The organism is Gordonia sp. NPDC003376 (assembly GCF_053589235.1).
Window position 1 is genome coordinate 130,815 of record NZ_JBSFRM010000004.1, and the last position, 12,741, is coordinate 143,555.

The window sequence follows — 12,741 nt, forward strand, 5'->3', positions numbered from 1 at the left end:
CCATCATTCCCATGACCGAGGTTTCAGGGATGGCCGATGGCGGCACGCCGGGAGATGCGGGGCCGGCCGCGACACAGGCGCAGGCTCCCGACGCCGACGACGTATTCCGATCCAGCGCAATCGCATTGCGATCCAGCGCCGTCGCACGGTCGCTGTCCCGGTTCGGGCGCCACGCCCGCGACATCGCGGCGCACGCGCCGGTGTCGATCACCCTGGCCGCGGTGCTCCTCGTCGTCGGGCTCGTGACGGGAACGCTGTGGGTCAGCACCGAGGACAAGAGCTGGTTCACCGACATCGCCTGCGGCGTCCCGGCCCTGCGTGATGGTCAATGGTGGACTCCGTTGAGTTGCATGGTGTTCGGATTGACGCCCGCCCAGCTGGCGAGCATCGTCGCGCTTCTGCTGATCGTGGCGTCGTGGGCCGAATGGCGTCTGGGGAGCGTCCGCACACTCGTCGTCATGATCGTCGGTCAGCTCGCGGGGATCCTGGTGACGTGCCTGTTCGCCTGGGGATTGAGCTCGGACGTCATCGGCGGGATCGGCTGGGACTGGCCGACGCAGCTGTCGACGGTGCGCGACGTCGGCATGACCACCGGCGTGGTCGCAGCGGCCACGGCTGCCACCGCCACCCTCCGCTCACCGTGGCGTCTGCGGGCACGGCTTCTGCTCACCGCGTACGTGTCGCTGTCGATTCTCTTCGAGGGCACCTTCGCCGACGTGTGCCATCTCGTCGCTTTCGTGATCATGCTGGTGGCCGGCGAGCGGTTGTTCAGCACCACCGAACGCGGATTCGCCCCGCGAACCCGCCGTGAGATCCGGTTGCTGAGCTTCACCGGTCTCATCGTGATCGCGGGATCGTCGATCCTCGTGTGGTTCTTCCCCGGATCGGGCCCGCTCGGGCCCACCGATTCCGGCGATTCCTCGGTCTGGGTGATGTGGGTTCACGTCGCGGTGATCGCGGTCGTCGCCATGGCATTGCGGCGTGGGCGCCGATGGGCGTGGTGGGTGACGGTGGTCTTCGGTTCACTCAACGTCGTCGCCGTCGTGCTCGCGGTGACCCTGGCGGCGGTCGCCGACTATGCGCCCGAAGGCGGTGTCACGCTGGGCACCTCGCTGTTGTGGCTCGCCGAGGTCGGCATCCTCGTCAGTGGGCGGTTCGCCTTCACCGTCCGTGGCCGCAGCCGTATCTCCGACGGTCCCGGGGTCGATGCGGTCAAGCAACTACTGCACACCTACGGCGGCGGGACCATGTCGTGGATGACGACCTGGGACAACAACCAGTACCTGTTCGACGCCCCCGGCGACCCGAGTTCCGTGGTCACCTATCAGCGGCGCGCGGGTGTCCTTCTCGCTCTGGCGGATCCGGTGTGTGCACCAGACCAGGTCGCGGAGACCACGCGGGCATTCACCCGGTTCGCCGAAAGCAGCGGCCTGGTGCCCTGCTGGTTCTCCATCGGTACCCAGACCGCGTCGATCGCACGCGAGATGGGCTGGCGCACAGTTCAGATAGCCGAGGACTCGATCGTCGACCTGCCGGACCTGCAGTACAAGGGCAAGAGCTGGCAGCATGTGCGATCGGCGCTCAACAAGGCGAAGAAGGAGCAGATCACCCATCGCCTCACCCATCTGGCCGACGAGTCCTTCGCGGTGCGGGCGCAGGTCCAGGCGATCTCCGAGGAATGGGTCGGCGACAAGGGGCTGCCCGAGATGGGATTCACCCTGGGTGGGGTCGATGAGGCCCTGGATCCGGAGGTCCGGGTCTCGCTGGCCGTCGACGCCGACGGAAGCATCCACGGTGTGCTGTCCTGGCTACCGGTCTACGGCCCCGAGAACACCATTCGCGGTTGGACCCTGGATGTGATGCGGCGCCGCACCGACGGTTTCGGTCCGGTCATCGAGTTCCTCCTGGGTTCGGCGTTCATGGAGTTCAAGGGCGAGGGCGCCGAGTTCGTCTCCCTGTCCGGCGCGCCGCTGGCGTCGTCGGACGATTCCGGCGACCGCACAGCGACCGACAGACTGCTCGACGTCCTGGGCGCGGCAATGGAACCGTTCTACGGGTTCCGGTCGCTCCACGCGTTCAAGAAGAAGTTCAGCCCGCGCTATGAGGGCGTGTACCTCGCCTACCGTGATGAAGGCGATCTTCCGCGGATCGGCGTGGCCATCTCACGGGCGTACCTGCCGGACGCGACCCCGGGGCAGCTCGCCCGTCTGGCGGTGAGCCGCGACGACGGTGGCCACTAGTCCCGCGGTGTCGCAGGCATTCTCGGACATCGTGATCGCACATGTCCTCGAACATCCACGCAGACAGGAGTGCACGGGTGAACTCGCTTCTCGACGTCTCGGTCATCGACGGTTGGCTTCCCGTGACCTTGACCGTGCTCGGTGTGCTCGGCCTGGTCTGGTTGATCGCGGCCCGATCGTCGCGCTACCTGGGCGTCGTCGTCCCGGTCGTCGCAGTGGTCGCCGCGGTCGGTGCGTTCGCCGCCCACTGGCTCATCGATGACGTTCTCCAGATCTTCCCCGATGCGGTGCCGACGCCGGTCTACGGGTGGTCGGCGCTGATCACTTTCGGTGTCCTGCTGGGGATCATCCGATTGATCGGCCCGGGCTGGACCCGGCTGGGTACCACGCTGCGTGGCCGCATCGTCACGGCGATCGCGGTCCTACTGGTGGTGGCGGCCGGTCTGATGCAGATCAACGCGGAGTTCGGCAAGTACCCGACCGTCGGGGCGCTTGCCGGTATCGATGACGTCGAGACCGCCGAGTTGCCCGCAACACGGGCCCACACCGTCCCGCTCGCCCGGTGGCGCCCACCGGCCGGCCTCGACTCCCGCGGCAGGATCGCCACCGTCGCGATCCCCGCCACCGCATCCGGATTCACCGCCCGACCGGCGAAAGTGTATCTGCCGCCGGCATATTTCACCGATCCGCGTCCGATTCTCCCGGTGATCGTGATGCTGGCCGGTCAGCCCGGTTCACCCGAGGACTGGACGGTGAGCGCCGGTATCGTCGACACGCTCGATCAGTTCGCCGAGACACACCACGGGGTCGCCCCCGTTGTCATCATGGCCGACGGCACCGGAAGCGAATTCGACAATCCGCTCTGTATGGATTCACGTCTCGGCAACGCCGACACCTATCTCACCACCGATGTCGGCCGGTGGGCGGCACACGGTCTCGACGTCGAGACCGATCGGCAGAAGTGGGCGGTCGGAGGCCTCTCGTACGGTGGGACGTGCGCACTGCAACTGGCCACCAACCATCCCGACATGTATCCGACGTTCCTCGACATGTCCGGACAGTGGGAGCCGACACTCGGTGATCGGAGCCGGACCGTGGATGCTGCGTTCGGCGGCGATACCGCCGCGTTCATCGCCGTCAATCCCGTCGACCTGATGCGGAGCCGTAAGTACCCCGGTGTCGCCGGTGTCTTCCTCGTCGGTGCGAGCGATCACGAATACCGGCCCGGCCTGGAACGGCTGGTTCCGGTCGCCGAACAGTCCGGGATGGATGTCCGGTTCGACACCATCCCCGGCGGTCATGAATTCACCGTCTGGGGCAAGGGGTTCCGGCAGGAGTTGCCGTGGCTGGCGCAGCGGCTCGGGATCGGCTGAGGGGTCAGGGTCCGGGGGTCAGGGTCCGGGGGTCAGGTCTGAGGGGGCAGGGTCTGAAGGTCAGAGCCTGGTCTGGTCTGCTCGGGTACTCGCGTTCTCGACGGCTCGAACGCGGCCGAGTTCGTCGGAGATCACCGCTATGGTGGTGACCCCCATGGCGATACTCGCCATCGCGGCAAAGCCGAACTGTGCGAAGTCGGTGACTCCGCCGATCAGTGTGAATGCCACCGCCGCCGTCCGCAGAACACGCAGCGGCCATTCCGCCTGCGGTGTCCGCCGCCGCGAGCGACGCCGAGCGATCATCGCGAATCCCGACACGACGAAGGTCGCCGCGCCGAGAACGACGTAGGTCAGATTCGACACGTGCACGAGCCCCGAGGTGTTGTCGGTGATGCCGAACAGGGCTTCTGAAGGGCGCCAGGGGATATCGAGCGCGGAAGTCGCCAGTACTTCCAGTGAGACCGCGACCATCAGCCACCCGAAGACCGCCGTCCACACCGGCGAGTGTACGAGCGCCGGGGTGGACGCACGGAGTCTGCCCGTCGCCGCCCGGTAGCCATCGGGAGCGGATGCGCACGTGGCGAGCATGTCGGCGACGGCCTGCACCGACAGGGGGTCGACCCCTCTGTCGCGCGCTGCCCGGAGGAGATTCTCTGCGTCAGCACGTCGCCGCGGAGTGAGTCCGCTCGTCACCCCCTGGGCGGCGATGACCGCCGCATTGGCGAGGGATTCGTGCGGGGTCGGCCGACGCACGATGCGAACGATGTTGCCGCCGAGGATGATCACGAGGATGGTGATGTAGATGATGTCGGCGCTTGGTTGATAGAAGTAGTCGTTGGTCTTCGTGACGAACTTGCCGACCTCGTCGACGAACAATCCGAAGCCGATTCCGCCGATGACCACACTCATCGTGCGAACCCGGAAGCCGATGAAGAGCCACTGGATCACGAGGGCAATGGTCATCAGCGCCCCGCCGTACAGGGCATGTGCGATATGTAGTGAGCCACTGCCGATTTGCGGGTAGCCGGTGATCTCGAGGTAGGTGCGGGTGACCATGATGGTGATGGCTGCGGCGACGATGAACAGCGTCACCCACGTGACACCGCCCTTGGCGCGCACGAAACCGTGTGGAGCCCAGGCACGTCGACCGACCACCTCGACTCGGTCGACAGTGCTGTTCTGCAATGCGAGAGCCTTATCTACCCGGGCCGGAACTGCGCCTTTCCGCCACGGCCGGCCGAGCGGAAATCAGTGGAGGACATACGAATCGAACGTATCGAAGGCACCCCATCCGGCGCATCCCCCTTGGTGAAGCGCTTTCGACATTACCCAGGGTGAGGACGTGGGCGCAAGTGAAGAGGGCATCAATTGTTCTGACGGACGACAACAAAATCTTGTTCTTTTCGCCGGTGGTCGCCCTGTGGAATCGTCGAATACGATTCCGGTATGACGGACTGGTTCACGCGCACCATCGTCGATACCGGTCGACTACCGGTATTCATGATGATGGTCGCCTTTGTTCTCACGTTTCTGTTCATCAGATTCAGCGTCCGGATGATCCGCGCCGAGGTGTCGTGGTGGCCCGGCAACGTCGAGCCCGGCGGCCTGCACATCCATCACGTGGTGTTCGGAATGGTGCTGGTCCTGATCAGTGGATTCGCTTTCATCGCGCTGGCCAACTATCACACCCCGATCGCCAATGCGGTGCTGGGATCGCTGTTCGGAATCGGCGCCGCACTGGTCCTCGACGAGTTCGCCTTGATCCTGCATCTGCGCGATGTGTACTGGTCGCAGGAGGGTCGGACGAGTATCGACGCGATCTTCGTCGCGTTGGCCGTCACCGGCCTCTTCGTTCTCGGGGTGCACCCGATCGGACTGTCGGGCGACTTCAGCCAGTACGAGTCCGACCGGCAGTGGTCGACGCTCGCGGTCACCCTGACCCTGTTGCTGGTCCAGTACGGTCTGGCCGTGATCGTTCTGCTCAAGGGCAAGATCTGGACGGGCCTGGTGGGCTTGTTCATCGTGCCGTTCCTCGTCGTGGGGGCCATTCGCCTCGGCAGGCCGAGATCCCCGTGGGCGCGATTCTTCTACCGTGCGCGCCCGCGGACGCAAGAGCGTGCCGTCTCACGGGAGAAGCGACTCCGTCAACCGATCAGCCGCGCCAAGATCCGTCTGCAGGAAGCGGTGGCGGGACGGTTCGACACACCGGCGGAATGACTGTCACGTCAGGTGCGGAATCTGCCAGTCGAGGAGTACCGCGAGCGCACGCAGGCCGAAGGTGACCGCGAAACCGCACCACAGCGCGGGCCCCGGACGGCCGAGGGACGACATGATCACCGCAACCACAAGAGCACCCGCCAAGGCCGCCGTGCCGTACACGCTCTGTGACATCACAGAGGGCGTCCGCTCCAGCAGGAGGTCACGCACCACTCCGCCCGCGGTGGCGCTGATGGCTCCGATCACCGTCGTCACCACGACGCTGCATCCGAGTTCGAATGCCTTTTCTGCACCGGCGATGGCGACGAATGCCAAGGCGGCCGCATCACACAGCGCGAGTAGGGTCGCCGGCACCGCATCGGCCAATCCCACCAGCACGAAGGCGGCGCCCGCCCCGGCGAGTGCGGCGACGACGCGTGATGAGGAGCGCAACGAGGCCGGTGGCAGATCACCGAGCAGAACGTCGCGCACGATTCCGCCGCCGAGTCCGACGACGAACCCGACGACGAGGATGCCCAGGGCGTCGAAATCGGTCTGGGCGGCCGCCGAGGCCCCCTCGAACCCGAACAATGCGGTCGCGACGATGTCGACCGCGGTGAATGTCCGCCCGCCCAATTGCGAGCGAATGTCACCGTCAGTCATCCTCACGACAGACGGTTCGCCGGCTCCGGTGTGCAATGCACATGGCTCTACCCACTTTGCGACATCGTTGATACGTGTTGGAGGTCGCCGCGATGGTAATCGATGCGCGTACGGCGACGCGATGATCCGACGAGACGTCCGGACCGTTGTGAGGGCATTTCCGGGTGATGACAACAAACCGCTGTCGGACGACCATGAGTGGTGGTCGTTTGATGCCGGGCAAGTGATTCCGAGCTCACTTGCCCGGATCGAGGGGCGGCATGCGGCCGGCGATCGACAGTGCCCGGATCACGTCGGCGCGCAGGCGGGAATGGTCGACGGCCGACGCCACGATGCCGTAGACCATGCGATGGGCGAGCATGACGTCGCGCACCGTCAGCTCGGGGTCGACGGTGCCGGCCGCCTGCGACGCCGCCAGCGCGTTCTGGAGAAGGTTGCGCAGCCGCTTCCAGGTATCCCCCGACGGCATGTTCCGTTGGGTGTCGGCGACCATCTCGATGAACGCGACGTTGTCGATGGTGTGCTCGATGATCAGCGACCACATCCGGGGGAATGCGTCGGGCCCGGGATTCGCGGCGATCCGCTCGTACTCGTCCCACCGTTCGTTGAACACCGCATAGGCGAGGTCGAGCTTGGTCGGGAAGTGTCGATAGAGCACGGCCTGGCCGACCCCGGCCTCCTTGGCGACGGCAGACAACGGTGCAGCGTAGCCGCGTTCGGCGAACACGATTCGCGCTGCGGAGAGTAGTCTCGCTCGGTTCTCGGCACCGGCGGCCGGCCCCCTATTGACTTTCGGAGTGTCCTGGGTCACACTTCGATCCTATACCGGACAACATTGTCCGGTAGAAGCACGAGGTCGTGACCTTCGGCACGACGCGTCACCCCAGGAGGCTCCCTCAACTCTCCCCCCACGTTGTCACCTGATCTCCCCTCCATCCGATCCGGCTGCGGCGGGCCTCTGATGCCCCGACGGCCGTGACCTCACCGACGACACCTCCGTCGTTCGGCTTCTCACACAGATCCAGGCGTCTCGCACGCATCGATCAGTGGTGCGCGGCACCGGCTGTCGCCACTTCGTGGTCGAGTCCTGTCTTCAGTCAAGATGCTTGCGGTTCCGCTAGTCCTATCACCTTGCGGTACATGCACTCGCATATGCGTACCCACGAAGGGAACTGTCACACATGCACATTCGACGTTCATCGCTTGTCCTCCTCGTTCTCGGGGTGATCCTCGTCGTCGGAGCGGTCCTGCTCGGTACGGTGATCACGCCGCTGTTGTCGCGTATGCCCGCCGGCCTGGAGAAGGGGAGTGTGTTCGTCGGCACCATGGCGACGCCGGATGCCACCGGAAAGCTCGTCCAAAGACCCGTCGAGGTACAGCGTTCGATGAAAGTCGATGCCGTGCAGGGCAACACCGCACTGATCACCTCGTCGTCCGCGGTCTACGCAACCCCGCGCACCGAGGGTGCACAGCCCATCGGTGGGTCGGCGCAGCAGTATGCGATCAATCGCCGCGACTACACCCAGGAGCCGACGTTCGACAACGTCGCCGTCATCGACCAGCGTGGCGGAGCGGTGATCGGTGTCCCGCCGAACCCGTCGCACGACGGTCAGACCTATTACGACCACTACCTGGGCCGGGCAGTCCCGTTGACGTTCGCCGAGACCGGCGAGGTGCAGGGCCGCAGCGTCGTGAGCTACACCTACGACGCCTCCGGGTCGCTCGCGGACGAGAAGACCGCCACCGCCATGACGGCTGCGCTGGGCAAGAAGTTCGGTACCGACGGATCGGTCATCCCCACCCAGGCGCTCACCCTGATGGGTGTTCCCGCCTCGGCCCTGGCCGGCCTCGGTGCCACCGTGCCGGTCACCGTTGTCGCCCGCACCGTGGCGACCATGACCGCCGACCAGCAGTTCGGGTCGTTCCTCGTGGTGGACCAGAAGATCTCGATGGGTGCCGCGATCGGCGATCCCGACAAGCCGATCTTCACCATTCCGATGCAGGTCACCGACGTGCACACCTCCGACGCCAGCGTTGCCGCCGCCGCGGCCGAGCTGAATGACAACGCCGCCGCGTTCGCCTGGATTCGTCTGTGGATTCCGCTGATCGTCGGACTGCTCGGTGTGGTCGCGATCGTCATCGCCATCATCCGCCGGCGTCCGGCCCAGCTCTCGGCACCGACATCCGGCGACGACAATGCCCCGGCCTCGGGTGAGCTGACCCTGCCCACCAGTTCGTCCGCCACCGACGAGGTGTCGGCCCGATAGGGGTAGATGGACTCCGACGCGGATCGCCGGAATGGCAAACGCCCCGGTCCTTCTCGAGGAAGGACCGGGGCGTTGGCCGATTGCGTTCTACTTCACGCCGCTGAACACGAACTGCAGTGCTGCCAAGACGGCGTCGTTGGACTGGATTGCGGTCCACAGGATGTCATCGAACATTTGTTATCCTCTCTCATAACGCTCTGTCGCACTCGACGATACCCGGCGCGTATGGACGGTCGCTGTCGGTACGGTGAGTACTTTCTGACGACACGTTCCCGTGGTGGTCCAGGTGCACCCCTTGGGGCTGTGACCTGCCACGATGGGTGTGCGGTGTGGTCGGTCTGGCAGGCACTGAGGATCCGGTGCGTGCATCGATTCCGGATTGCGGATGTGAGTCGGACCATAAGGATGGCTACTGATCTGGAGTCGATTCTGAAAGTCAGCTTATAGTGCGTTCATGATGATGAATCGGGGCATCGTCGCCGGCGTCCTCGGGGCGGGTCTGCTGCTCGGGGCGACGGCGTGTAGCCAGCCTGACCCAGACACCAGTGGTCTCCCGACCTCCATGCCGGCCCTTCACCTGGCGGCGCAGGGCGATCAGATCCGTTGGTGTGCAATCAATCCGGTGTATAGCGCAACCTACTATGTGGTGGTCTCCGGCGTTCCCACCGGCAGCGTCTGCGGCCAGGGTTCGGAGATCACACAGGCCGAGTTCGAAGACCTCGACCTCCAGGAGATCTGCACCGTGTCCCTGCCCGGTGGCGGGACCGTCGAGGCCTTCGCCACCGAGCGCGCGGCGAGCGCGCGTCTGGCCCAGACCTACTGCGACAACGCCTGAAGTCCTGTGATCGCTACGGCCGCAGTGGGATCAGTGCACGGTGGCGGTGGTGATCAGATACTCCCATTCCATCGTGCCGTCGGTGATGGCCTGGTCGGCGAGGTCGGCCATCGCGGCGTCGAGCGCCGCCACCTGCTCGGCGTCGTCGGCGATCCTGCGGTAGGCCGTGATGGTGGGCCCGTAGGTGGCCTTGAAGAAGTCGCGGAAGGCCGCGCCGTCGGCGAACGCCGACACGGTCAGTGACTCGGTGCGACTCTCCAGGTCGACCTTGTCGCCGAAAAGTGTTGCGACGTAGTCCGGATCGCCCCAACGGATTCCGGGCTGGGTGCCGGGGGGAAGTGGCGGGGCGTACGGCTTCATCGCCGCGAAGAGCCTGCCGATGAACCCGGCGGGTGTCCAGTTGATCACTCCGATCCGTCCGCCGGGCCGCGACACACGCACCAGTTCTCTCGCGCACTGCAGGTGATTCGGGGCGAACATCACCCCCACACAGGATGTCGCCACATCGAACGAGTCGTCGTCGAACGGGAGATCCTCGGCGTCGGCGGTGCGCCAGATGATCCCGAGGTCGGGGTGGCGCGTGCGGCCGGTCTCGAGGAGTTCGGGGGTCAGATCACTCGCCACGACGTGTGCACCGGTGCCGGCTGCGGGGACCGCGACGTTGCCGGCGCCGGCCGCGACATCGAGTACCCGGTCGCCGGAACCGATGGCGGTGGCCGCGACCAGGCGTTTGCCGAGCGGGGCGATCACGTCGGCGACGGCGGGGTAGTCCCCGGACGCCCACAGTGCGCGATGGCGTGCCTTCAACTCGGTGTCGAATGCGGTGGTGGATGGTGTCGACATGATGGTCACCTTCTGCGATCGATTCTCGGTGGGACCCACTCAGCATCCGTTCGAGGGGCGATCCGGCGCCAGACCACGATCTGTAGTGGTCGTGGTACAGGATCTGTACTGGTCATATCGCTGGGTCGGGTGTGTACTGAGACGCATCGACGGAGGTGGTCGTATGACCTCATATGGACAGTTCTGCCCGGTCGCCAAGGCGATGGAGCTGCTCGACGAGCGGTGGACGATCCTGATCGTCCGCGAACTCCTCTTGGGTAGTAGACATTTCAACGATCTGCGGCGTGGTGTGCCGAAGATGTCGCCGGCTCTCTTGACCAAACGGCTGCGCGGACTGGAACGGGCCGGGGTGATCCGTCGTTCCGAGATGGGTGGTCGCGTGACCTACACCCTCACCGGGATGGGCCGGGAACTGTCCGGCGTGGTCGACGCCCTCGGTACGTGGGGCACGCGCTGGATCGGCGAGCTCGGCGACGCCGACCTCGACCCTCACCTGCTCATGTGGGACATGCACCGCACCATCCCGATCGACCAGTGGCCGCGGCGGCGGACGATGATCGCGTTCAGATTTCCCGACATTCTCGGCAAGGCGGGCATGTGGTGGCTCGTCGTCGACGAGGGGCGGGCACAGGTCTGCGACTTCGACCCCGGCTTCGACCTCGACGCCACCGTCGTGACCGAGCTGCGCACGCTGACCGAGGTGTGGCGCGGCGACACCGACTGGCACTCGGCGCTGCGTGAGCAGCGCATCGAGATCCAGGCACCGCCCGCCGTCGGCCGTGACATCCCCCGATGGATCGGGCAGGGCGCCTCGGCCGCAATCCCGCGACCGGCGTGATCGGTGTGCTGTGGGGTGTCGCCACCATCCCTATCGGCCGATAAGGGTTTCTCGTATTTCCTCGCCACCGTCGCCGCCCTAGCGTGGAAGCATCCCGGTGGCTGTCAGTCCACGGCCGCCAGGTCCGTTCGCACTGCAGAGGAGAAGCCATGACGACGCCGACCATCGAGGAACTCGCCGCACGAGTCGAGGTGCTCGAGGCCGAAGCCGACATCCGCCGCCTGCAGGCCCGCTACATGTTCCTCTGCGACACCCCGTGTCCCGAGTACGGCATCACCGACGACGCCGACCGCATCGAGCTGATCCTGGCGCTCTACACCGAGGACGCGATCTGGGAGGGTGTCGGCGAGTACTACACCGACCAGTTCGGCCGACTCGAGGGCAAGCAGGCCCTGCGCGAGCACTTCCAGCGGTTCTGGGGCGAGAAGCAGGACCCGGCGCTGCTGCTCAACGCCCACTACCTGACCAGCGAGCAGATTCACGTCGACGGCGACACCGCCGAGGCCCAGTGGATTCACATGCAGCCGTGGCTGTTCTCCGACGGCACCAGCCTGCTGCGGTCGAGCCGCCTCAACAACGCCTTCCGCAAGGTCGACGGCTCCTGGTTGATCTCCCGCACCCGCACCGAGAACGTCTTCGTCGCCCCGTTGCCCGACAAGTTCGCCGACGCCTACCCGAGCTCGTCGGTCCTGCTCAAGCCGTGACCGCCGTGGCGTTGCCGGTGGTGCATGTCGTCGACGACGATGACGACCTCCGGCAATCGGTGACCTTCCTGCTCCGCACCGTCGGCATCACCGCACTGACCTACCCCGACGCAGCGTCGTTCCTCGAGGAGTTCGACCCCGAGGAACCCGGTGTGGTGGTTGTCGACGTCCGCATGCCCGGGATCAGTGGATTCCAGCTGCAGGAGATCCTCAACGAGCGCGACTATCCGGCGCCGGTCATCTTCTGCTCCGCACACGGCGACATCGCCATGTCGGTACGCGCGATCCGGGCCGGTGCCGTCGACTTCCTCGAGAAGCCGTACGGTTCCCAGCGAATGCTCGAGGTGGTGCAGATGCACCTGGCCAAGGCCAACCAGCTCTTCGCCGAGCGCGCCGAACGTCGCCGAGTGGAGGATCGGGTCGGTCGACTCACGCCCCGCGAACGAGATGTGCTGCGCCTGGTGATCGGCGGACTGTCGAGTCGCATGATCGCCCGCGACCTGGGAACCACGGTCAAAACCGTTGATGTCCACCGGGTCCGGATCAAGTCCAAGACCGAATCGGATAGCCTGTCGACGCTGGTGCACGACGTCCTGGTCCATCGCGTCGCGCTCTGAGCCGACCGCAGCCTCGAGGTGGTGGCGTATCGTCGTCGGCCGGCGGGGGTTTCGACTCGACTTGTCGCTGCGCTCCTCGTCGGCTCAACCATCGTAGGTGGCTTGGCGGTTCGCTCCTCGTCGGCTCAACCATCGACGGATTGTTGGTGATTGAGCCGGGACCGA

At 65.7% G+C, this 12,741-nt stretch carries 12 protein-coding genes; 8 read left to right on the forward strand and 4 right to left on the reverse strand.

The genetic code is table 11. The features are described from left to right. Window positions 1-11 precede the first annotated feature (11 nt). Both ACWDUA_RS06330 and ACWDUA_RS06335 read left to right on the forward strand, forming a co-directional pair. Window positions 12-2,240, forward strand: coding sequence for a bifunctional lysylphosphatidylglycerol flippase/synthetase MprF (locus tag ACWDUA_RS06330; RefSeq protein WP_449750156.1), 2,229 nt, complete (start codon window positions 12-14; stop codon window positions 2,238-2,240). A gap of 77 nt (window positions 2,241-2,317) precedes the next feature. After that, on the forward strand, window positions 2,318-3,613 hold the full coding sequence (locus ACWDUA_RS06335) for an alpha/beta hydrolase (protein WP_449750157.1): 1,296 nt from the start codon (window positions 2,318-2,320) through the stop codon (window positions 3,611-3,613). 60 nt (window positions 3,614-3,673) lie between these two features. Here ACWDUA_RS06335 and ACWDUA_RS06340 read toward each other — a convergent pair whose 3' ends face one another. Then, window positions 3,674-4,732 (reverse strand): hypothetical protein, encoded by a 1,059-nt coding sequence (locus ACWDUA_RS06340; RefSeq protein ID WP_449750158.1) that lies wholly within the window; start codon window positions 4,730-4,732, stop codon window positions 3,674-3,676. 327 nt (window positions 4,733-5,059) lie between these two features. Here ACWDUA_RS06340 and ACWDUA_RS06345 point away from each other — a divergent pair, with 327 nt between their 5' ends. Next, entirely contained in the window at window positions 5,060-5,830 is a 771-nt protein-coding gene (locus tag ACWDUA_RS06345) for a hypothetical protein (RefSeq protein ID WP_449750159.1), read from the forward strand. Window positions 5,831-5,833: 3 nt separating this feature from the next. Here the strand turns inward: ACWDUA_RS06345 and ACWDUA_RS06350 are convergent, their stop codons facing one another. Both ACWDUA_RS06350 and ACWDUA_RS06355 read right to left on the reverse strand, forming a co-directional pair. Beyond that, the gene (locus ACWDUA_RS06350; RefSeq protein WP_449750160.1) at window positions 5,834-6,472 is read right to left on the reverse strand and encodes a trimeric intracellular cation channel family protein; all 639 of its coding nucleotides are present in this window, start codon (window positions 6,470-6,472) and stop codon (window positions 5,834-5,836) included. Between the two features lie 235 nt (window positions 6,473-6,707). Further along, window positions 6,708-7,283 carry a TetR/AcrR family transcriptional regulator gene (locus tag ACWDUA_RS06355; RefSeq protein ID WP_449750161.1) on the reverse strand — a complete coding sequence of 192 codons (576 nt, stop codon included), beginning with the start codon at window positions 7,281-7,283 and terminating at the stop codon, window positions 6,708-6,710. 370 nt (window positions 7,284-7,653) lie between these two features. On the opposite strand from ACWDUA_RS06355, the gene ACWDUA_RS06360 reads away from it, so the two are divergent. Continuing rightward, window positions 7,654-8,739 (forward strand): porin PorA family protein, encoded by a 1,086-nt coding sequence (locus tag ACWDUA_RS06360; protein WP_449750162.1) that lies wholly within the window; start codon window positions 7,654-7,656, stop codon window positions 8,737-8,739. 454 nt (window positions 8,740-9,193) lie between these two features. Beyond that, a complete protein-coding gene (locus ACWDUA_RS06365; RefSeq protein ID WP_449750163.1) occupies window positions 9,194-9,574 on the forward strand; it encodes a hypothetical protein in 381 nt (126 codons plus the stop codon). A 30-nt stretch (window positions 9,575-9,604) separates the two neighbouring features. Here ACWDUA_RS06365 and ACWDUA_RS06370 read toward each other — a convergent pair whose 3' ends face one another. After that, window positions 9,605-10,417, reverse strand: coding sequence for a class I SAM-dependent methyltransferase (locus ACWDUA_RS06370; RefSeq protein WP_449750164.1), 813 nt, complete (start codon window positions 10,415-10,417; stop codon window positions 9,605-9,607). Window positions 10,418-10,580: 163 nt separating this feature from the next. On the opposite strand from ACWDUA_RS06370, the gene ACWDUA_RS06375 reads away from it, so the two are divergent. The 3 genes from ACWDUA_RS06375 to ACWDUA_RS06385 all read left to right on the forward strand — a co-directional run bounded on the left by ACWDUA_RS06375 (window position 10,581) and on the right by ACWDUA_RS06385 (window position 12,576). Further along, entirely contained in the window at window positions 10,581-11,255 is a 675-nt protein-coding gene (locus ACWDUA_RS06375) for a winged helix-turn-helix transcriptional regulator (RefSeq protein ID WP_449750165.1), read from the forward strand. A gap of 149 nt (window positions 11,256-11,404) precedes the next feature. Further along, window positions 11,405-11,959, forward strand: coding sequence for a nuclear transport factor 2 family protein (locus ACWDUA_RS06380; RefSeq protein WP_449750166.1), 555 nt, complete (start codon window positions 11,405-11,407; stop codon window positions 11,957-11,959). Continuing rightward, complete coding sequence (locus ACWDUA_RS06385) at window positions 11,956-12,576, forward strand: response regulator transcription factor (protein WP_449750167.1); 621 nt, start codon at window positions 11,956-11,958, stop codon at window positions 12,574-12,576. Before ACWDUA_RS06380 ends, ACWDUA_RS06385 begins: the two co-directional genes overlap by 4 nt. Window positions 12,577-12,741: the final 165 nt, after the last annotated feature.

Excerpts from the sequence above, each read along its gene's own strand:
- ACWDUA_RS06330 (WP_449750156.1), top strand. The coding sequence starts at position 12 with ATGACCGAGGTTTCAGGGATGGCCGATGGCGGCACGCCGGGAGATGCG.
- ACWDUA_RS06345 (WP_449750159.1), top strand. The coding sequence starts at position 5,060 with ATGACGGACTGGTTCACGCGCACCATCGTCGATACCGGTCGACTACCG.
- ACWDUA_RS06350 (WP_449750160.1), bottom strand. The coding sequence starts at position 6,472 with ATGACTGACGGTGACATTCGCTCGCAATTGGGCGGGCGGACATTCACC.
- ACWDUA_RS06360 (WP_449750162.1), top strand. The coding sequence starts at position 7,654 with ATGCACATTCGACGTTCATCGCTTGTCCTCCTCGTTCTCGGGGTGATC.
- ACWDUA_RS06365 (WP_449750163.1), top strand. The coding sequence starts at position 9,194 with ATGATGATGAATCGGGGCATCGTCGCCGGCGTCCTCGGGGCGGGTCTG.
- ACWDUA_RS06370 (WP_449750164.1), bottom strand. The coding sequence starts at position 10,417 with ATGTCGACACCATCCACCACCGCATTCGACACCGAGTTGAAGGCACGC.
- ACWDUA_RS06375 (WP_449750165.1), top strand. The coding sequence starts at position 10,581 with ATGACCTCATATGGACAGTTCTGCCCGGTCGCCAAGGCGATGGAGCTG.
- ACWDUA_RS06380 (WP_449750166.1), top strand. The coding sequence starts at position 11,405 with ATGACGACGCCGACCATCGAGGAACTCGCCGCACGAGTCGAGGTGCTC.